This is a genomic window from Allobosea sp. 2KB_26 (assembly GCF_052115715.1).
Taxonomy (GTDB): Bacteria; Pseudomonadota; Alphaproteobacteria; order Rhizobiales; family Beijerinckiaceae; genus Allobosea.
Map to the genome: position 1 here is coordinate 12,600 of NZ_JBFRHE010000020.1, position 18,516 is coordinate 31,115.

Genomic DNA, 18,516 nt, shown 5'->3' on the forward strand with positions numbered 1-18,516 from the left:
GCGAGGAATGGCGCCCCGGGCAATGGCTCTTGCAGCGTAGGAGCCGGCAGCGAATAGTCGCCGTCGACCACTGCTCTGGAACTGGGGTCCATCGTGGCATTTGTTGAACAGCCGGTTGTTGCACTGTTCATTTCGCTGGCTCTTGGCCATTTGATCGGAAAGGTCAGAATCGGTCCTGTCCAAATCGGCGGTGTCTGCGGCACGCTCTTCGTCGCATTGGCGCTCGGGCAGCTTGGCGTCACCATCAGCGCGGACCTGAAGAACACGGCGTTTGCGCTGTTTATCTTCGCTCTCGGATTTACGGCCGGCCCGCAGTTCTTCAACAATATCCGCGGTGGCTGGCGCTATGGAATCCTGTCCTTTGTGGAGGTCGGGACCGTCCTGCTGCTGCTTGTAGCGGCCATCGTCTTGTTCCGGCTGGATCCCGGCACCACGTCGGGGCTCTTCGCCGGCTCGGCCACGGAATCGGCTGTGCTCGGGACGGCTTCGGATGCGATCGCCCGGCTGGCCCTGCCGGCAGCCGAAGTGGCGCGGCTGCAATCCAACATGGCGACGGCCTACAGCGTGACCTATCTCTTCGGCCTCGTGGCGATCGTCGTCTTCACGACGCAGATCGGTCCCCTGCTGCTGCGGATCGACGTGCGCGAGGAATCCGCCGCGCTTGCAAAACAACTGGGAGCCGAGGACGACGCGGGCAAGGAGAACGGCGTGCCCGAGATCGTCTCGCGCTGCTTCCATGCCGGGCCGATTGCGGGAAGCAGCGTCGGCGCCTTCGAAAACAGCGTCAATGGCGTTGTGACCATCGAACAGGTCGGCCGCGGCGAAGGCTTCACCAAGGCAACCACGGACATGGTGCTGGAGGCCGACGATGTTGTCCTCGTGCTCGGCCGCCGCCGCGCCGTGATCGCGATCAGTGAGAGATTGGGCGCCGAAGTGCCGATGCCGGCAGGAGACAACGTTCCGCTCGTCGAGCGTGAGGTCGTGCTCGTCCGCAGCGAGGTGACGGGGCGCCGGATTCGGGATCTTCGTCGGCTGGCGAGCGCGGAACAGCGGCGCGGTGTCTTCATTTCGCGCATCAGGCGGCTCGGGCATGTCGTTCCCGCTTTGCCGGGCACCGTTCTCGAGCAGGGCGACGTCCTGACGCTCTACGGCTCCGAGGACGCGATCACGCGGGCGGCCCCGGAGCTCGGCCACCTGCTCCCGGCGACTTCGAGTACCGACTTCGTGATGCTCGGGCTGGGAGTGGTCGCGGGTCTCCTGCTGGGAGAACTGAGCTTCAGGATCGGCGCCCTGAACCTGACGCTGGGGACCGGCGGTGGTGCGCTCGTCTCCGGCCTGGTCTTCGGCTGGCTCCACATGCATCGTCCGCTTTGTGGCGCGATACCGCTGCATGCTGCGGAGTTCATGAAGGACTTCGGCCTGGCGACCTTCATCGCTGCAATCGGTCTGTCGGTCGGGCCCGATGCCTTCGCGCTGCTCAAGCAGTACGGGCTGGTGCTGCCGGTCCTGGCGATTCTCGTCTCCGCACTGCCGGCCCTGGCTTCGCTCTATATCGGGCATTACCTGCTGAAGATCGAGGCTCCGATCCTGCTCGGAGCCATCGCTGGCCAGCACTGCAGCACCCCGTCGATCAGCGCATTGGTCTCCCTCGCGGGCAACTCGACGCCGGTGATCGGCTACACCGTGACCTATGCGATCTCTAACGTCCTGCTGCCGCTGATGGGGCCGGTCGTGGTGGGCATGGTTGGTTTGATCGGCTGAAGCTGCTTCGGCGACAGCCCGAGGGGCATCGAAGGGGTGCCCTGAGATGGGGCTTGCCTGGGGGGATCGATGACCGCGGAGGGGCGCGCACGCCTCCGATCCTGCGCTGACGACAGGTTGCATTGACAAATTGGTCACAATCACCCATATAGGGGCATCGATCTTAGGCCGAATGAATTGGCCCCCGCGCTAATGGCGCGCTAGCTGACGAACTTCCCGCTCAAAATCGAACACCGTGTGAGGCGTCGTCTCATGCGAACTAATGCCTTGCGAGAAGGAATTCGTCATGGCCACCGGCACTGTTAAATGGTTCAATTCGACTAAGGGTTTCGGCTTCATTCAGCCCGATGATGGCGGTCAGGATGCTTTCGTCCACATCAGCGCTGTCGAGCGTGCTGGTCTGCGCGAGCTCCGCGAAGGTCAGAAGATCACCTTCGAGCTCGTCCAGGACAAGCGCTCTGGCAAGATGTCCGCGGACAATCTTCGCGCCGAGTGAGCTGCATGACCGTGCAAACGTAGCATTCCGAATCGAGCGGCGACCACGGATGTACTGGCGCCCCCTTTCAGGACGATACGCAGCACGGTTGGACGAAGGGTCGGGATTACCCGGCCCTTTTTTCTTTTCTGAAAGGAGCCCGAGATGCAGGTTCTCGTTCGCGACAACAATGTCGACCAGGCGCTGCGCGTCCTGAAGAAGAAGATGCAGCGCGAAGGCGTCTTCCGCGAGATGAAGCGGCGTGCGGCGTATGAGAAGCCGTCCGAGAAGCGGGTTCGCGAGAAGGCCGACGCCATTAGGCGTGCGCGCAAGCTGGCTCGCAAGCAGGCTCAGCGCGAAGGACTGATCGCAGCGCCGAAGCCTAAGGCCAAGCCTGCTCGTCCGCCGCGTCTTGCACCGGCGGCAGCCTGATCTCAGGCGAGCCTGACGATGCCGGCGCAAGGGTCTGCTCGACGCAGTCCAGTACGCCTGGATGCGCGCTACCGACAGGGCGCGTCGCTGTGAGTGCCGCCAACCGGGCGGCAATCGTGAGGGAGTGGACTGCCATGTCGACCAAAGGACTCTCGGCCGACGAAGCCAAGCGTCGGGCTCAGGCGAATCTGGAGAAGGCCGAGCAGAAGCGGCAGGAAGCCCAGCGTGGGCTGGACGCGCAGCGCGCTGCGCAGGTTGCCGTCACGGAGAAGACCGCGCGCTTGCGCGCGTTGCGACTGGCAAAGGAAGCCGCGGACGCAGAGGCCGCCGCTATTGCCGAGGCTGCGCGGCCCAAGACCGTAGCGTCGAAGCGCACAAAGCGGGCCTGACGACCCGACGGCTTGCGACATGCGCCTGGCCGGCTTGGAACGACATCCCGCGCCCAGAGGGCCGCTAGCTGCGCCCCGGCGCCGGATGGAAGAGCTGCCCCTTCTCGACCACCAGAACCACCGCGAGCGCCATGAGCCCGCAGAGTGAGAAGCCGAGTGTCAGCGGCACGACCGTGCCGTTGAAATGCTGGCCGACATAGAAGCCGAGCAGCGCTCCGCCGACCGTGGTGATGAAGCCCTGGACGGACGATGCCGTGCCGGCGACGTGGCCAAGTGGGTCCATCGCCATCGCCCCGAAATTCGGCGCCAGCAGGCCAAAGCAGAACATCGTCCCACCCTGCATGATGGCGAAGAGCCAGAGCGATTCCTTGCCGGCGAGAGCCAGCACCGCGTGCAGGCTGGTGAGTGCGATATAGCCGAGCAGTGCGCCATGCGAGACCCGGCGCATGCCGAGCCGGCCGACGATGCGCGAATTCAGCAGCGAGGCGACCGCCATGCAGGCGGCGATCAGCGCGAAGATGGTGGTGAACCATTCCGGCGCCCGGAAGACATCGACAAAAACCTGCTGTGCCGAGTTGATGAAGCCGAAAAGCCCGCCGAGAACGAAGGTCATCGCCAGCATGTAGCCGACGCCGATGCGCGAGGTCAGCACCGTCCGGAAGGCGGAGACGATGCTGGCGAGCTTGATCGGCGTACGGTCCTCCTCATGCAATGTCTCGGGCAGGCGCATTGCGGTCCAGAGCATCACGACGGCGCCGAAGGCGGTCAGGACGCCGAAGATCCAGCGCCAGGGGGCGACCCAGAGGATCGCCTGGCCAATCGAGGGCGCCAGAATCGGCACCGCCAGGAAGACGATCAGGGCCAGCGACATGACGCGAGCCATGTCGCGGCCGGAATAGCAGTCCCGTACGATCGAGACGGCGAGCACCCGCGTCGCAGCTGCGCCGACGCCCTGCAGCACGCGCGCCGCCATCATGATCTCGAAGGAGCCGGAGAAGGCGGCAAACACGCTGGCGACGACATAGATGCTGAGCCCGGTCAGCAGCACCGGCCGACGGCCGAAACGGTCGGAGAGGGTGCCGTAAATGATCTGGGCGACGCCAAAACCGAGCAGATAGCTGGTGACGATCCACTGCCGGTCGTTGGGCTCGGCAATGCCGAGTGTCTCTCCCATTTGGGGCAGGGCCGGCAGCATGGCGTCGATCGCAAGCGCGTTCGTCGCCATCAGTGCGGCCATCATCGCCACGAAAGGATAGAAACCCATGCCGTGGCGCGGCCGGGCAATGTCGATTGTGTCGGTCATCTCAGCCTGCTGCCGGGGGAACGGCCCGGATCGTCCCGTCGCGCAGACGGGAATGGCCAGCAAGATAGCCGGCCGATTTGCGCAGGATTAGGCGATGTCCCGCGGCGCAACAACCCGGCCGAAGGCCGGGTTTGGCATGCGCTCAGCGTGGAGCACGCCTACTCCGCCGCCGGCTGCTGCTCGGGCATCAGCGCATTGTCGATTTCGTTGGCGCGGATCGCGGCGGGACGGGCCTGCAGTCGCTTGGCATAGGCCTCGAAGGCCGGCCGCCGTTCCATGGTGCCGAATTGCAGGCCCCAGCCGATTTGCGCGCCGAGATAGACATCGGCCGCGCTGAACCTGTCGCCGACCAGATACTCGCCCTGCGATACCGCTTTCTCCAAGGTGTCCATGACATCGGCGAAGCAGCCATAGCCGACCGAGCCGGTCTTCTCCGGTGGCACCTCGACGCCGAGCATCTTATTGGTCACCGCAGCCTCGGTCGGGCCGGCGCCAAAGAAGAGCCAGCGATAATAGGGACCGCGCTCCTTGCTGCCTGGAGCCGGCGCCAGCCCGGCCTCCGGAAAGGCGTCCGCGAGATAGGCGCAGATCGCGGCGCATTCGGTGACGATCATCTCGCCATGCTTCAGGGCCGGCACCTTGCCCATCGGATTGAGTGCCTTGTACTCGGCCGCCTTCATCGGCGGGCCGAAGCCGACCAATTCTGTGCGATAGGGCTGGCCGACTTCCTCCAGCATCCAGCGCACGATCCGGCCGCGTGACATTGGGTTTGTGTAGAAGACGAGTTCATCGCTCATGCTGCGTTCCTCCTGTGGCGGGCGAGACTAACCACGACGCATGACCGCGCAATGGCAGCAATCGAAACCGCGGCGGGCCTGCTGCGTTGTCTGAAGCGAAAGGATGACGTCCATGTTCGAAATCCTCGTTGGGCCCGATCATGTCGCGGCCTACCGCCTCTCCGGCACGCTGACGGTGGAGGATTATGACAGCCTGATCGCCGATATCGAGGCGCGGCTGACCCGGCACGAGAAGATCGGCATTCTGGTCGATCTGACCGGCTTTCACGATATCACGCTTCGGGCGGGTGCCAGGGATCTGCGCTACGGCTTCAGCAAGCTGTGGGAACTCAGGCGCTTTCCGCGTGAGGCCCTGATCAGCGACAAGGGCTGGATCGAGACGCTGGTGACGATCGCCAATCCAGTCATCCCCTTTGTCGAGATCCGCTGCTTCAAGCCGATCGAGTACGAGGCAGCGCTGGCTTGGGTCAGCGAGATCGAAGGCGGCCCGGAAGCGTAGATTGGATGTACCGGGAGCGCGGTCGCGACAGCGAACCGAGCGTCTGGCTCATAGCTGACATCGCGCGTCAGGACTGCGCGTGCGTGGCCTGTCATTCCTCCCCAGCGGTGCTATCGACAGGCTCTGGTCGACGGAGGAATTCAGATGCGGCAGGACGCGTTGTTCGAGCGCCTTTGGAGTGGCGCAGCGCAGATGGAAGAATGGACCGAGGCGGTCTCTGCCGGGGCTATCACTGCGGTGGCAGAGAACATCATCACCGTCCACACCACCTATTTCTGTGGCAGCGTCACGGCCATTCGGACGGGTGAAGGCCTTGTTCTGATCGATACGGCCAAGCCAGACACCGCCGCCCAGACGCTCGCGACGATCCGCAGCTGGGACGACAGCCCCATCCACACCGTGATCTATACTCACGGCCATATCGACCACACCAGCGGCATCAAGGTCATCGACGACGAGGCCGATGCGAGGGCGAGGCCGCGGCCGCGAATCGTCGCTCATCGGAACGTCGCGCGCCGGATGGAGCGATATGAAGCCTCGCATGGCTTCAACAGCATCGTGCAGGGGCAGCAGTTCAACAAGCCGGACTATGTCTACCCGATCGGCCAGCGGCGGCCCGATGACGTCTATGACGACACATTGTCCCTCGCGATCGGCGGCGAACAGCTCGAACTCATTCACGGGCGCGGCGAGACCGACGATGCCACATTCGTCTGGTTCCCGCGGCGGCGCGTGCTGGCGAGCGGGGATTTCGTGATCTGGGTTTTCCCGAACGCAGGCAACCCGCGCAAGGTCCAGCGTTATGCCGCCGAGTGGGCCGTTGCCCTGCGAAGGATGGAGCGCCTGAAGCCGGAGATCCTGATCCCCGGACATGGTCCTGTCATTATCGGAGAGGGCAGGGCGGCGCAGGTGCTGCGCGACGGAGCCGAAGCGCTTGAGCATCTGGTCGGCGAAACCCTGGCGCTGATGAACAAGGGCGCGACGCTCGACGAGGTGCTGCGCGCGATCAAGGTCCCGGCCGCCTACCTGACGAAACCCTATCTCCTCCCGAAATACGATGATCCCGAATTCCTCGTCCGGGGCATCTACCATTTCTATGCGGGCTGGTTTGACGGAAACCCCGCAAGCCTGAAGCCGGCGAAGAACGCTGATCTTGCGTCAGAACTGGCTCAGCTTGCAGGCGGTGCCGAGAAACTGGCTGATCGAGCCGCAGCGCTGGCCGAGGATGGCCAGACGCGCCTCGCCGTTCATCTCGCCGAATTCGCGAGTTCAGCAGCGCCCGAGGATGGAAAGATCCAGGCAATCCGGGGCGCGGTGCTCCGGAAAGCCATCGATGGCGAAAGCTCGTTGATGGGCAAGGCATTCCTTGCCGTCTACGAGCGCGATGCAAAAGGCCGGTCGGCGGCTGAGTAGTGCATCCAGCGGCTGTTTCCGGCCGCTGCTGATCTTCCCCGGTCGAGCCTTCTATTCGCGCCCGAGCCGGATGCCCGATTGCGCATCGAAGACGTGGACGCGGTCGGGGTCGACCGAAATCCACAGGCGCCTCGCCTCGGCGGCGACATCGCCGGTTGCGGCCTGCATCACGAAAGGCTGTCCGGCGAGCTTGCCGTGGAAGAGCTGGGTTGCGCCCAGCTCCTCGATGAACTCGACATCGAAGGGCAGGGCACCGGCCTGGCCCTCGGAGGCGATCTCGATATCCTCAGGCCTCAGGCCCACCTCGACCTTCGTTCCCGATGCGAGGTTCTGCTTGAGGTCACGCGCTTCGAGGAGCGCGTCACCGAGCGCAACGATACCGGGTCCGTCGATGGCTGCCGGCAGCAGGTTCATCGGCGGCGAGCCGATGAAGGTCGCGACGAAGCGGCTTGCCGGTTTGCGATAGACCTCGGCCGGGACGCCGATCTGCTCGACCTGGCCACCATTCATCACCACAAGCTTGTCGGAGAGCGTCATCGCCTCGACCTGGTCGTGAGTGACATAGATCGCGGTGACGCCGAGTGCCCGCTGAAGCTTCTTGATCTCGACGCGCATCTGCACGCGCAGTTTTGCGTCGAGATTGGAAAGTGGCTCGTCGAACAGGAAGACCTGGGGCTTGCGCACGATGGCGCGGCCCATGGCGACGCGCTGACGCTGGCCGCCCGAGAGCTGGCGCGGCCGGCGCTCCAGCAGACCTTCGATCGCGAGGATGCGGGCTGCTTCCTTGACCCGCTTCTCGATCTCGTCCTTCGGCGTCCCGCGGTTGCGCAGGCCATAGGCCATATTGTCGTAGACGCTCATATGCGGATAGAGCGCATAATTCTGGAACACCATGGCGATGTCCCGGTCCGCCGGTTCGATCTGGTTGACGACCCTGCCGCTGATCGAGACTTCGCCGGACGAGATCGTCTCCAGGCCTGCCACCATGCGCAGCAAGGTGGACTTGCCGCACCCGGAGGGGCCGACCAGCACGCAGAAGCCGCCATCGGGAATGTCGAAAGAGACGCCCTTCACGGCCTCGACGCCGCCGGCATAGACCTTCTTGACGCTGGAAAGAGTAACCTGGGCCATTGGGTTCCTTGGTCGGTCGGTAACGGATAATCGGCGATCGGCTCAGCGGGCCGGGCGGCCGGTACGCACTGTCACTTCTCGGTTTCCACCAGGCCCTTCACGAAGAGCCGCTGCATGGCAATGACGACGAAGACGGGCGGCAGCATCGCCAGCATCGCGGTTGCCATGGCGAGCTGCCATTCGGTGAGCGCATCGGCCGTGGTGATCATCTTGCGGATGCCGATGACGATGGTCTGCATCGAATCCTTGGTGGTGACCAGCAGCGGCCAGAGATACTGGTTCCAGCCATAGATGAACTGGATGACGAAGAGCGCCGCGATCGTGGTGAGCGAGAGCGGGACCACCGTATCCTTGAAGAACTTGAACGGACCGGCGCCATCGATCTTCGAGGCCTCGAGCAGTTCGTCGGGGATGGTCATGAAGAACTGCCGGAACAGCAATGTGCCGGTCGCCGAGGCGATCAGCGGCACGGCAAGGCCCTGGTAGGTATCGAGCATCCCGAGATCGGAAACGACCTTGAAGGTCGGGAAGATGCGGACTTCGACCGGCAGCATCAGGGTGACGAAGATGATCCAGAATGCCGCCATCCGAAACGGGAAGCGATAATAGACGACCGCATAGGCAGAGAGCACGGAGATGAGGATCTTGCCGAACGCGATGGCCAGCGCCATCACGAAGGAGTTGAACATCATCACGGCCACCGGCTCGCGGGTCGAGCCCGAGGTGCCGACGAAGAGGATGCGGTAGTAATTCTCGAAGAAATGCGGGCCAGGATAGAGCGGGAGCTGACCGTTGATGATGGTTGCAGCATCCCAGGTCGAGGCGACGAAGGTCAGCCAGACCGGAAAGGCGACGATCAGCACGCCGATCGTCAGGATGATATAGGCGACGATGTCGCCGAAGCGGCGGTTCTCGACCATCAGTGCCAGGCCTCCCCGTCGCGCAGCAAGGCCGCGAGCGCCTCGGCGCAAGCGTTGAGAAATTCCTCGCCCTTCTTCGGCGTCGCGCGCCGCGCATCGCCGATCACGCCGGTCTCCGTCATCTCACGGAAGGGGCGGTAGCGCGCGACGGTCGGGCGCATCAAGCCACGCGGATCGGCGCCGAGCATGCCGAAGGCCTGCCCCAGTCGCTCCTGCTTAACCGTTTCCGGAGCCAGCACCATCATCATCGAGGTCTCGATCTCGCAGGCATGCATCACACTGGTCTGATCCTGCATGAAGGGCAGCATCGCGGTCTGCGCCAGCTCGAAATAGGTGGTCGCGATGATGCGCAGGCCGGTCTCTCGGGCGAAATCCGGCAGGAACGCACCGAGCGCGGCGATATTGCCGCCATGGCCATTGACGATCACGACCCGGCGGAAGCCATGCCGCTCGATGCTCTTGAGCAGGGACAGAAGCACGGCCCGATAGGTCGGGATGTCAAAGGTGAAGGTGCCCCCGAAGGCCATGTGATGCTCGGCCATGCCGCACCAGAGCGTCGGCGCGACCACGACATCGGCCTCGTCCAGGCGCTCGGCCGCGGCCTTGCAGACGCCTTCGCACAAGATGGTGTCGACGCCGACCGGCAGATGCGGACCGTGCTGCTCCATCGAGGCAACGGGCAGGACGACGATCGCATCATTCGCCGCCTTGTGACGCAGATCCTCGGCCGTCAGTTCCTTCCAGAGCACCGAGGCCATCAGTAATTGACCTTGCGCTCGATGAAGCGGAACTGCACAGCCGTCATGGCGATGACCATCACGAGCAGGATGACCGATTGTGCCGCCGAGCCACCAAGATTGGAGCCGCCCTTGCCGTCGGAATAGACCTTGTAGACCAGCGTCTCGGTCGCGCCCGCAGGCCCGCCGCCAGTGACCGTGTCGATGATGCCGAAGGTGTCGAAGAAGACATAGACGATGTTGACGACGAGCAGGAAGAACGTGGTTGGCGACAGCAGCGGGAAGATGATGGTCCAGAAGCGGCGCATCGGTCGCGCACCGTCGATCACTGCCGCCTCGATCACGCTCTTGGGGATCGATTGCAGCCCGGCGAGGAAGAACAGGAAATTGTAGCTGATCTGCTTCCATGTCGCGGCGAGGATGACCAGCGTCATGGCGTCATTGCCGTTGAGGCGCGGATTCCAGGCGATGCCGAGGCTCTGCAGCCCGCGCGCGAGCATGCCGAGCGAAGGATCGAACATGAAGATCCATAGCACGCCGGCGATGGCGGGAGCGACCGCATAGGGCCAGATCAGAAGCGTCTTGTAGATTTCGGCGCCGCGGATCTGCCGGTCGGCCATCACGGCAAAGAGCAGCGCGATCGACAGCGAGAACACGCAGACGAAGGTCGAGAAGACCGCTGTGTTGCGCAGCGCCTTGAAGTAACCGGGGTCGGCGAAAAGGCTCTGGTAGTTTTCGAACCAGACGAACTGGGTCGACGTGCCGAAGGCATCTTCCAGCAGGAAGGACTGCCAGACTGCCTGGCTCGCCGGCCAGTAGAAGAACACGACCGTGATCGCGAGCTGCGGCAGGAGCAGCAGAAGCGGGATCGTCAGGCTCCGGAAATAGGCGTTCTTCTGCATGCAGCCCGTGAAGCAAGAGAAAAGCCGGGGCGGAAGGCCCCGGCTCAGGATCGTGACCGGTTCAGCGCGAGGCGGTCCGCTCGAACTGGCGCAGCGCCTGATTGCCACGCTCGACGGCGGCGTCAAGCGCAGCCTTCGGCGTCTTCTGGCCGTTCAGCGCCGCTTCGAGCTCTTCCGACCAGATGTCGCGGATCTGGACCAGGCCGCCGAAGCGCAGGCCGCGCGAATTCTCGGTCGGCTCCTTGTTGTTGAGTTCGAGCAGCGGCGTCTCGAGATAGGGCTTGTCCTTGTAGAAGCCGGAATCCTTGACCTTGGCATAGGCGGCCTTGGTGATCGGCAGATAGCCGGACTCGGTGTGCAGCTTCACCTGACGGTCGACATCGGAGAGGAAGGTGAAGAACTTGGCGACGCCCTTGTATTCGTCAGCCTTCTTGCCGCCCATCACCCACAGCGAGGCGCCGCCGATGATCGAGTTCTGCGGTGCCCCGGCCGCTTCCGGATAATACGGCATCGCGGCGTTGGCCCAGTCGAACTTGGCGTTGGCCTTGACGTTGCCGAAGAAGCCCGACGAGGTCAGCATGATCGGGCATTCGCCCGAGGTGAAGCGGCCTTCCCCGTTATTGGTGCGGCCGGAGTAATCGTAGGTCTTGTCCTTCTGCAGCTCGACCAGGTTGGTCCAGTGCTTCAGGAAGAGCGGGCTGTTGAAGTTCAGGACCGTGTCGAAGCCATCGAGACCATTCGCCTTGGTCGCAATCGGGATGTTGTGCCAGGCACCGAACTGCTCGATATTGGCCCAGGTCGCCCAGGCATTGGTGAAGCCGCACTTGTCATATCCGGCGGCCTTCAGCTTCTTTCCGGCCTCGAAGACTTCTGGCCAGGTCTTCGGCGGGGCGTCGGGGTTCAGGCCCGCCTTCTTGAAGGCGTCCTTGTTGTACCACATCACCATGCTCGACGAGTTGAACGGCATGGAGAGCATGTCGCCCTTGGCGGTCGAGTAATAGCCGGTGATCGCCGGCAAATAAGCCTTGGGATCGAAAGGCTCGCCGGCTTCCTTCATCAGTTCGTGCACGGGCTTCACAGCGCCCTTGGCCGACATCATCGTGCCGGTGCCGACTTCGAAGACCTGCAGAATGTGGGGCGCGGTACCGGCGCGGAAGGCGGCGACGCCAGCGTTCAGCGTGTCGGGATAGGAGCCCTTATAGGCCGGAACGACCTTGTATTCCTTCTGGGAGGCGTTGAATTCCTCGGCCAGCTTCACGACCACGTCGTTATTGGCGCCGGTCAGCGCATGCCACCACTGAATCTCTGTCTGCGCGACGGCCGGAGCCGCACCAGCCAGCGTCAGCAGCGCAGCCGAAATCATCAAGCGCGATCTGGATGTCATCTATCTCTCCCTTATGCCGCGCTCGTGCGGGCGGCTCTTGTCGTTGGTGCGCAAGCTAGCATGAAGAACAGGTGACGTTTCAATGACAATCGCACGACATGTGCGCCATGTCTGATCCGCGTCCCTGCACTCTTGCACATTGGCGGCGAAGCGGCTGTTCTCGCGTGCGACTTTCAACGTGACCATTCCACCAGCGGACGAACGATCATGCCCGAGCTTGCCCTGACGCCCCGGAACACTTTGCCGGCGGACGCCGCAGTCGCCGCGCTCGCTGGCCGGATCTGGCGCCCGGAGGTTGCCGGTCCCGCGGTCGTCGTTCTGCGTGGTGATGAACTTGTGGATATCACCGCTGCCTTCGCCACGATGCGCGATCTCTGCGAGACGGCCGATCCCGCGGCAGCCCTGCGCATCGCCAAGGGCGATCCCATCGGAACGCTCGCCGACATCCTTGCAAACACGCCGCCCGCGCGCCGCGACGCAACGAAGCCCTGGCTGCTCGCGCCGCTCGACCTGCAGGCGGTCAAGGCCGCCGGAGTGACCTTCGCGGTCTCGATGCTGGAGCGCGTGATCGAGGAGAAGGCGCGGGGCAATCCGGCCGCCGCCGCCACGATCCGCGAGGAGATCGGCAAGCTCATCGGTGACGATCTTTCGAAGTTGAAGCCCGGCTCGCCCGAGGCGATGCATCTCAAGGACGTGCTGATCAAGCAGGGGGCCTGGAGCCAGTATCTCGAGGTCGGCATCGGGCCGGATGCCGAGATCTTCACCAAGGCGCCGCCCATGTCGGCCGTCGGCACCGGTGTCGATGCCGGCCTGCACCCGGCCTCGACCTGGAACAATCCCGAGCCGGAGATCGTGCTGATCGTCGCCTCGACCGGTGCCATCGTCGGAGCAACGCTCGGCAACGACGTCAATCTGCGCGACGTCGAGGGGCGCTCGGCGCTGCTGCTCGGCAAGGCCAAGGACAACAATGCTGCGGCGGCGGTCGGTCCCTTCATCCGCTTCTTCGATGCCGGCTTCTCGCTCGACCATGTCCGCAAGACGACCGTGACGCTGACGGTCGAGGGCGAGGATGGCTTCAGGCTGGAAGGCTCGTCCTCGATCGCTAAAATCAGCCGCGATCCGGCTGATCTTGCCGCGCAGATGCTCAATCCGAACCATCAGTATCCGGATGGTGCGGCGCTCTATCTCGGCACCATGTTTGCGCCGATCAAGGATCGCGACACGCCGGGCGGTGGCTTTACCCATAAATACGGGGACATCGTCACGATTGCTGCGCCGGAACTGGGAGCGCTCGTCAATTGCATGCGCCGCACCGATGAATGCGAGCCCTGGACCTTCGGCGCTTCGCATCTGATGCGCAATCTGGCGAAGCGCGGGCTGCTGTGAACCCGAGGGCAGTGCTCGTCTTTGGCGAAGCGCTCGCCGATCTGGTGCCGGAGGACGGACGCGGCGAGCGCTATCAGTGCGTGTTGGGCGGATCCGGCTTCAACACGGCGCTGGCGCTCGCCCGCTGCGGCGCCTCTGTGGCCTATTGCGCGACGCTGTCGCATGACGTCACAGGGCGGCGCTTCCAGGCCCGCCTTGTGGCAGAGGCGATCGATCGGCGCTTCATTGCGGAGAGCGACGCCCCCACACCGCTGGCCGTCGTTGCCCCGCTTGGGGCAGATGGCGGGGCGCGATATCACTTCCACCTCGCCGGTACGGCGCTGGCCGAGCCTCCGCCATTGCCCCGCAGCCTCACGGGTTTTGGCCATCTGCATGTCACCTCGTTCGGAGCGACGGTCGGTCCATCCGGAGACGCGGCGTTGACGCTGCTGCGCCAGGCGCGCTCTGCCGGCCTGAGCACCAGCTATGACGTCAATATCAGGCCGCCGGCGCTGCCGGATCGGGAGGCCGCGCTCGCCGCCATCGAGCAGCGCATGGCGCTGTCAGACCTCATCCGGCTCAGTACGGACGATGCCGACTGGCTCTATCCCGGCGGCTACGTTGCGCCGCTGCGCCGTTGGTTCGACCGGGGTGTTTCAGCGATCCTGCTGACCGAGGGCGATCGCGGAGCGGCGCTCGAACGGCCAGGAAGTGAGACCGTGCGCGGCTTCGTTCCGGTTGCGGAGCTGGTCGACACGATCGGTGCCGGCGACAGCTTCATCGGCGCATTCCTCGCTTCGCTCGCGCAGGCTGGCGAACTCGGGGCAAGTCTGCGCGGGTTGTCGGACGGCGCTGCCGCATCCGCAATGGGTTTCGCGGCGGAGGTCGCAGCCGAGACCTGCGGCCGGCGCGGCTGTGATCCGCCGCGTCTCACACCCAAGCCACCCTATCAGTGAGGGGAACGCGCCGATGCGCCTGAGCTATCTCGACTACCACACCTGCGGCGAGCCGGTGCGCATCGTCACGGGCGGCTATCCCGAACTGACCGGGGCGACGATTCTCGACAAGCGTCGACAGGCGCGCGACAGCTACGATCACCTGCGCCGTGCGATGATGCTGGAACCGCGCGGCCATGCCGGTATGTACGGTGTCATCCCGGTCGAGGCGAGCCATCCCGAGGCTGTCTTCGGCGTGCTCTTCACTCATAACGAGGGCTACTCGACGATGTGTGGCCATGCCACCATCGCGCTCGGCCGCTATGCGATCGAGCGCGGCCTGGTGCCGGCGGTCGAGCCTGTCACGCGTTTTGCCATCGAGGCGCCCTGCGGCCTGCTGCGGCTCGCCTGCGAGGTCTCCGACGGGAAGGTCGGGGAGGTGCGCTTCGAGAGCGTACCTGCCTTCGTCCATGCCCGCGACCGTGTGGTCGAGGTGCCGGGCTTCGGACGCATCACGACCGACATCGCCTATGGCGGAGCCTTCTACTGCATCCTTCCGGCTTCACGCTTCGGGCTCGATCTCTTCGAAAGCCCGGTCGAGCGGTTGACCGAGGCTGCTTCTGCCCTGACCGACACTGTGCGGTCCGGCGCGCCGATCACGCATCCGGCGGAGCCCGATCTCGGCTTTCTCTACGGGACGATCGTGACCGACGAGGCCGGCTCGGGCGAGACCAGTTTCAACCTCTGCATCTTCGCCGAGCGGCAGATCGACCGCTCCCCGACAGGCTCGGGCGTGACCGCCCGCATGGCGCTCGACCACGCCAAGGGGCTGGTCGGGCTGGGGCGGACACGGAGTTTCCGCAGTATCACAGGCGGCCGTTTCTCGGGGCGTGTCCTCGGGCCTGCAGCCTATCCCGCCGAGGGAGCGGTCACCGTCGAGGTCGGCGGCCTTAGCCATCTCGCAGGCGAGGGCGCTTTCATCATCGAGGCCGACGATCCGCTCGGACTCGGCTTCGCTTTGCCCGCTCGTTTCGCGGAGATCAGTGCCGCGCAAGAATGATGACAAGGATCTGCTGCCGGCTCTCGTGAGAGGCATCGCGCTTTCCGTCATGGGGAGACGAGCTGCGCCGCTCGGCGCTGAACATGCCTGCCGCGATATCGCCCGGCGCGCGGACCCCTTCACTCGACCGCAGAGTGTATTGGGCTTGCCTTGTGCAGGATACGAGTAAGGTTTCTCTGTCATGTTGGCCGTGAGGCCAAGGATCTGGGCATGACGGTTGGGGACATGAGAGAGGGCAGAAGGCCCGGCTCCGCGCTTGGCGTCGTGCAGATGTTGAGTCGGCTCGCGGGATCACCGCTGATCTGGCTGGTCGCGTTCGCGGCAGCGGTTATCATTGGCCTGATGCTGCCCATGCGCCTGCCGCTGGGGCCCAATTACTGGGACACCAACATCTATCTCGATGCCGCTCAGCGCATCGAGATCGGGCAATTGCCCAATATCGACTTTTTCGCTCCCGTCGGCCCTCTGGGCTACTATCTCGTGACCTGGCTCCACGCCCTGTTCCCGCAGGCGCAGCCGATGCTGCTGGCGAACTGGGGCATCTTGCCGGTCGCCTTGCCGATGATGGCGCTGATTGTCGCCGATGTCGGGAAGCGCTCGCGTGGCCAGGCTCTGGCCCTGCTGCTCCCCTTCCTCTTGTTCGCGTCGCTGCCGATCAACCTGCACAGCCTGTATCCGATGCCAGGCTTCGATGGCTTCGGGCACTACAACCGCCATATCAGCCTCCTGCTCTACCTGCTCGTGGCGACACTCCTCTTCGTCGAGGCGCGCGGCCTGCAAGTGGGACTTCTCGCCCTGCTGATGCTCACCCTCTTCCTGGTCAAGGTCACGGGAGCGGTATCGGGGACGTTCCTGGTCGGCTATGCGGTTCTGTCCGGGCGGATGCGCCTGCGCGACGCGTCCGTCGCCGCGGCGCTGGTCATTGCCGTGCTCGCCCCGCTCGATTTCGTGACCGGCATCGTGCGCGCCTATGTCGATGACATCCTGACCCTGCTCGGCCTGAACACCGGCGCCTTGCTGCCGCGCTTCCTCACCGTCGCCTCGGTGAAGTTCAATGTCATCGGGCCGAGCCTGCTGCTGCTTGCCGCCCTGGCCTATGCTGCCTGTCTGGCGGGCGGCAGGCTTTCCTTGGCCCGATTGCACGGTCTCCTGGCCTCGCCGCTTGGATGGTTCACCGCAGTTCTGCTGGCGCTGACCCTGTTCGAGACCCAGAACACGGGCTCGCTCGAATTCATCGGGCTCTGGCCCGTCCTTCTGGTGATCCTGGCGGAATGGAGCGGTCGCACCGACCGGCTCGGCAGGATCGTGACGGTGCTGGCCCTGCTGGTTGCGCTGCCATCGGCTTTGATCTTCGTCGAGCGCAGCGCCCGCGCGGTCCTCGGTGCGGTGAACTACAAGGCGCTTGCCGTGCCCGATCTCGGCCCGCTCGGTCGGGTCAGCGTCAAGCCCGACATCGCAGAACGTGCCGTAATCATGCTCGCACACTACGCGGCGCAGCAGGCGGGCTATCGCGATCTTGCCGAGCGCGGCGAGCTGCCCTCCTACATCCTCTATTCGGAGATCGATTATCAGGCGACCTGGCTGCTCGAAGTGCAGCAGGGCATCGCGGCGATCCGCGCCTGGGAGGCGGCAAACGGGCGCCGGCTCGACAGCCTTTTCACGCTTGATTTCACCGATCCGTTCAACCAGCTGCTTGACCGCAGGCCGCCGAGAGGCGTGCCGATCGGTGTCGATCCCGGCCGGACTACGCCGGAGATCGATCCGCCAACGCTGGAAAGCCTGAATCAGGTCGATGCCATCCTGATTCCGAAATGCCCTCTGACGACCGCGCGCGAAACCATCGCCACGCATTTCTCGGAGGCACTGAAGGGGCGCCGGCTGGTCGCGCTGGCGCCCTGCTGGGACATGTATCTGAAGGCGTAAGGGAACTGCCTCTCAGGCCGTCACCCCGCCGGTCTGGCCTGCCTCCCAACCGAGGATGGCGCGCTTGCGCGTCAGGCCCCAGTGATAGCCGGTGAGCGCACCTGACTTTCCGATGACGCGATGGCAGGGCACGACGAAGGAGATCGGGTTCTTGCCGACCGCCATCCCCACTGCCCGTGCCGCCGTCGGCCGACCGAGATGGCAGGCGACATCGCCATAGGTCGTTGCCCTGCCGACAGGGATCTTCAGCAGGGTCTCCCAGACGCGCACCTCGAAATCGGTGCCGATCAGCACGACGCGCAACGGCGTCTCGGCGGTCCAGGCCTTCGGGTCGAAGATCCGGCCGGCATAGGGCCGGGTCGAGGCCGGGTCGAAGCGATAATCGGCATGCGGCCAGCGCCGCATCATGTCGGCCAGTGCCTCCGCGCGGCCGCCAATAACCTTGCCGCCATCGACGCTGGTCGAGACCCAGCCGAGCCCCGCAAGCCCGCGTTCGGTCACGACGATCAGCGCTTCGCCAAAGGGGGATTCATGGAAGCCGTATGAGAGGCGCAGCCCCTCGCCGCCGCTCTTCCACTCGCCGGGCGACATCGCCTCATGCGTGACGAAGAGGTCATGCAGTCGGCCAGGACCGGAGAGCCCGACCTCCAGCGCCGTGTCGAGCACGCTGGCCGATGACCCGAGCAGGCCCTTGGCATGGTCGAGCGTGATCGCCTGCAGGAAGGCCTTGGGGGTCAGCCCGCACCAGCGCCGGAAGAGATGGTGCACGTCGGTCGGGGTCGCGCCGGCAGCGTCCGCGATCGCTTCGATCGTCGGCTGCTCGCGCCAGTTCTCCGTGATGTAGGCCAGGATGCGCCGGACGGTATCGTAGTCGGACCCGGGCGCTGCGGCCGGAAAATCCACCTCTGCCGGCATGGCCTGTGCGGCGCGGGCGAGCACGGCATTGGAGAAGCGGGTTGGTGTCATTGCCGTTTTCATCGGGACCTGAGCGTTCATGGTCGTGAGCCTCGTGTCATGGATCATGACCGGGAATCTAGGGGCGAAAGGATGCCGCCTCCACCCGAAAGCTGGCAAGCTCTGCGGCCTTGCC

Annotated in this window: 18 protein-coding genes; 10 read left to right on the forward strand and 8 right to left on the reverse strand. The window is 64.6% G+C overall.

Annotation, left to right across the window (positions count from 1 at the left end; translation table 11 throughout):
- The first annotated feature begins 93 nt into the window (after positions 1 to 93).
- The 4 genes from aspT to AB4099_RS30540 all read left to right on the forward strand — a co-directional run bounded on the left by aspT (position 94) and on the right by AB4099_RS30540 (position 3,057).
- On the forward strand, positions 94 to 1,761 hold the full coding sequence (aspT, locus tag AB4099_RS30525; RefSeq protein ID WP_441480848.1) for an aspartate-alanine antiporter: 1,668 nt from the start codon (positions 94 to 96) through the stop codon (positions 1,759 to 1,761).
- A gap of 286 nt (positions 1,762 to 2,047) precedes the next feature.
- Positions 2,048 to 2,257, forward strand: a complete 210-nt coding sequence (locus AB4099_RS30530; RefSeq protein ID WP_043234255.1) for a cold-shock protein — start codon at positions 2,048 to 2,050, stop codon at positions 2,255 to 2,257.
- Positions 2,258 to 2,401: 144 nt separating this feature from the next.
- Complete coding sequence (gene rpsU / locus AB4099_RS30535) at positions 2,402 to 2,668, forward strand: 30S ribosomal protein S21 (protein WP_069877991.1); 267 nt, start codon at positions 2,402 to 2,404, stop codon at positions 2,666 to 2,668.
- A 134-nt stretch (positions 2,669 to 2,802) separates the two neighbouring features.
- The gene (locus tag AB4099_RS30540) at positions 2,803 to 3,057 is read left to right on the forward strand and encodes a hypothetical protein (protein WP_052513594.1); all 255 of its coding nucleotides are present in this window, start codon (positions 2,803 to 2,805) and stop codon (positions 3,055 to 3,057) included.
- Positions 3,058 to 3,121: 64 nt separating this feature from the next.
- Here AB4099_RS30540 and AB4099_RS30545 read toward each other — a convergent pair whose 3' ends face one another.
- Positions 3,122 to 4,360, reverse strand: a complete 1,239-nt coding sequence (locus AB4099_RS30545) for a multidrug effflux MFS transporter (RefSeq protein ID WP_441480849.1) — start codon at positions 4,358 to 4,360, stop codon at positions 3,122 to 3,124.
- Between the two features lie 158 nt (positions 4,361 to 4,518).
- The gene (locus AB4099_RS30550) at positions 4,519 to 5,157 is read right to left on the reverse strand and encodes a glutathione S-transferase family protein (protein ID WP_441480850.1); all 639 of its coding nucleotides are present in this window, start codon (positions 5,155 to 5,157) and stop codon (positions 4,519 to 4,521) included.
- Positions 5,158 to 5,269: 112 nt separating this feature from the next.
- On the opposite strand from AB4099_RS30550, the gene AB4099_RS30555 reads away from it, so the two are divergent.
- On the forward strand, positions 5,270 to 5,656 hold the full coding sequence (locus AB4099_RS30555; protein WP_441480851.1) for a SpoIIAA family protein: 387 nt from the start codon (positions 5,270 to 5,272) through the stop codon (positions 5,654 to 5,656).
- A 144-nt stretch (positions 5,657 to 5,800) separates the two neighbouring features.
- Positions 5,801 to 7,069, forward strand: coding sequence for an alkyl sulfatase dimerization domain-containing protein (locus tag AB4099_RS30560; RefSeq protein ID WP_441480852.1), 1,269 nt, complete (start codon positions 5,801 to 5,803; stop codon positions 7,067 to 7,069).
- Positions 7,070 to 7,120: 51 nt separating this feature from the next.
- Here the strand turns inward: AB4099_RS30560 and AB4099_RS30565 are convergent, their stop codons facing one another.
- From AB4099_RS30565 to ugpB, 5 genes are all read right to left on the reverse strand, one after another.
- Complete coding sequence (locus AB4099_RS30565) at positions 7,121 to 8,200, reverse strand: sn-glycerol-3-phosphate import ATP-binding protein UgpC (RefSeq protein WP_113518383.1); 1,080 nt, start codon at positions 8,198 to 8,200, stop codon at positions 7,121 to 7,123.
- A gap of 71 nt (positions 8,201 to 8,271) precedes the next feature.
- Positions 8,272 to 9,120, reverse strand: a complete 849-nt coding sequence (gene ugpE, locus AB4099_RS30570) for a sn-glycerol-3-phosphate ABC transporter permease UgpE (protein ID WP_069877984.1) — start codon at positions 9,118 to 9,120, stop codon at positions 8,272 to 8,274.
- The gene (locus AB4099_RS30575) at positions 9,120 to 9,878 is read right to left on the reverse strand and encodes a creatininase family protein (RefSeq protein WP_441480853.1); all 759 of its coding nucleotides are present in this window, start codon (positions 9,876 to 9,878) and stop codon (positions 9,120 to 9,122) included. The genes ugpE and AB4099_RS30575 overlap by 1 nt, the downstream gene beginning before the upstream one ends.
- Complete coding sequence (ugpA, locus tag AB4099_RS30580; RefSeq protein ID WP_113518381.1) at positions 9,878 to 10,759, reverse strand: sn-glycerol-3-phosphate ABC transporter permease UgpA; 882 nt, start codon at positions 10,757 to 10,759, stop codon at positions 9,878 to 9,880. The genes AB4099_RS30575 and ugpA overlap by 1 nt, the downstream gene beginning before the upstream one ends.
- Before the next feature lie 61 nt (positions 10,760 to 10,820).
- The gene (gene ugpB / locus AB4099_RS30585) at positions 10,821 to 12,122 is read right to left on the reverse strand and encodes a sn-glycerol-3-phosphate ABC transporter substrate-binding protein UgpB (protein WP_441480893.1); all 1,302 of its coding nucleotides are present in this window, start codon (positions 12,120 to 12,122) and stop codon (positions 10,821 to 10,823) included.
- A 228-nt stretch (positions 12,123 to 12,350) separates the two neighbouring features.
- Here ugpB and AB4099_RS30590 point away from each other — a divergent pair, with 228 nt between their 5' ends.
- The 4 genes from AB4099_RS30590 to AB4099_RS30605 all read left to right on the forward strand — a co-directional run bounded on the left by AB4099_RS30590 (position 12,351) and on the right by AB4099_RS30605 (position 17,426).
- Complete coding sequence (locus tag AB4099_RS30590; RefSeq protein WP_441480854.1) at positions 12,351 to 13,529, forward strand: fumarylacetoacetate hydrolase family protein; 1,179 nt, start codon at positions 12,351 to 12,353, stop codon at positions 13,527 to 13,529.
- Positions 13,526 to 14,464 (forward strand): PfkB family carbohydrate kinase, encoded by a 939-nt coding sequence (locus AB4099_RS30595; RefSeq protein WP_441480855.1) that lies wholly within the window; start codon positions 13,526 to 13,528, stop codon positions 14,462 to 14,464. Before AB4099_RS30590 ends, AB4099_RS30595 begins: the two co-directional genes overlap by 4 nt.
- A gap of 13 nt (positions 14,465 to 14,477) precedes the next feature.
- Positions 14,478 to 15,503 carry a proline racemase family protein gene (locus tag AB4099_RS30600; protein WP_441480856.1) on the forward strand — a complete coding sequence of 342 codons (1,026 nt, stop codon included), beginning with the start codon at positions 14,478 to 14,480 and terminating at the stop codon, positions 15,501 to 15,503.
- A gap of 225 nt (positions 15,504 to 15,728) precedes the next feature.
- Positions 15,729 to 17,426 carry a hypothetical protein gene (locus tag AB4099_RS30605; protein ID WP_441480857.1) on the forward strand — a complete coding sequence of 566 codons (1,698 nt, stop codon included), beginning with the start codon at positions 15,729 to 15,731 and terminating at the stop codon, positions 17,424 to 17,426.
- Positions 17,427 to 17,438: 12 nt separating this feature from the next.
- On the opposite strand, the gene AB4099_RS30610 is transcribed toward AB4099_RS30605, so the two are convergent.
- Positions 17,439 to 18,341: a methylated-DNA--[protein]-cysteine S-methyltransferase gene (locus AB4099_RS30610; protein WP_441480894.1), complete on the reverse strand. Its 903-nt coding sequence runs from the start codon at positions 18,339 to 18,341 to the stop codon at positions 17,439 to 17,441.
- Between the last annotated feature and the right edge of the window lie 175 nt (positions 18,342 to 18,516).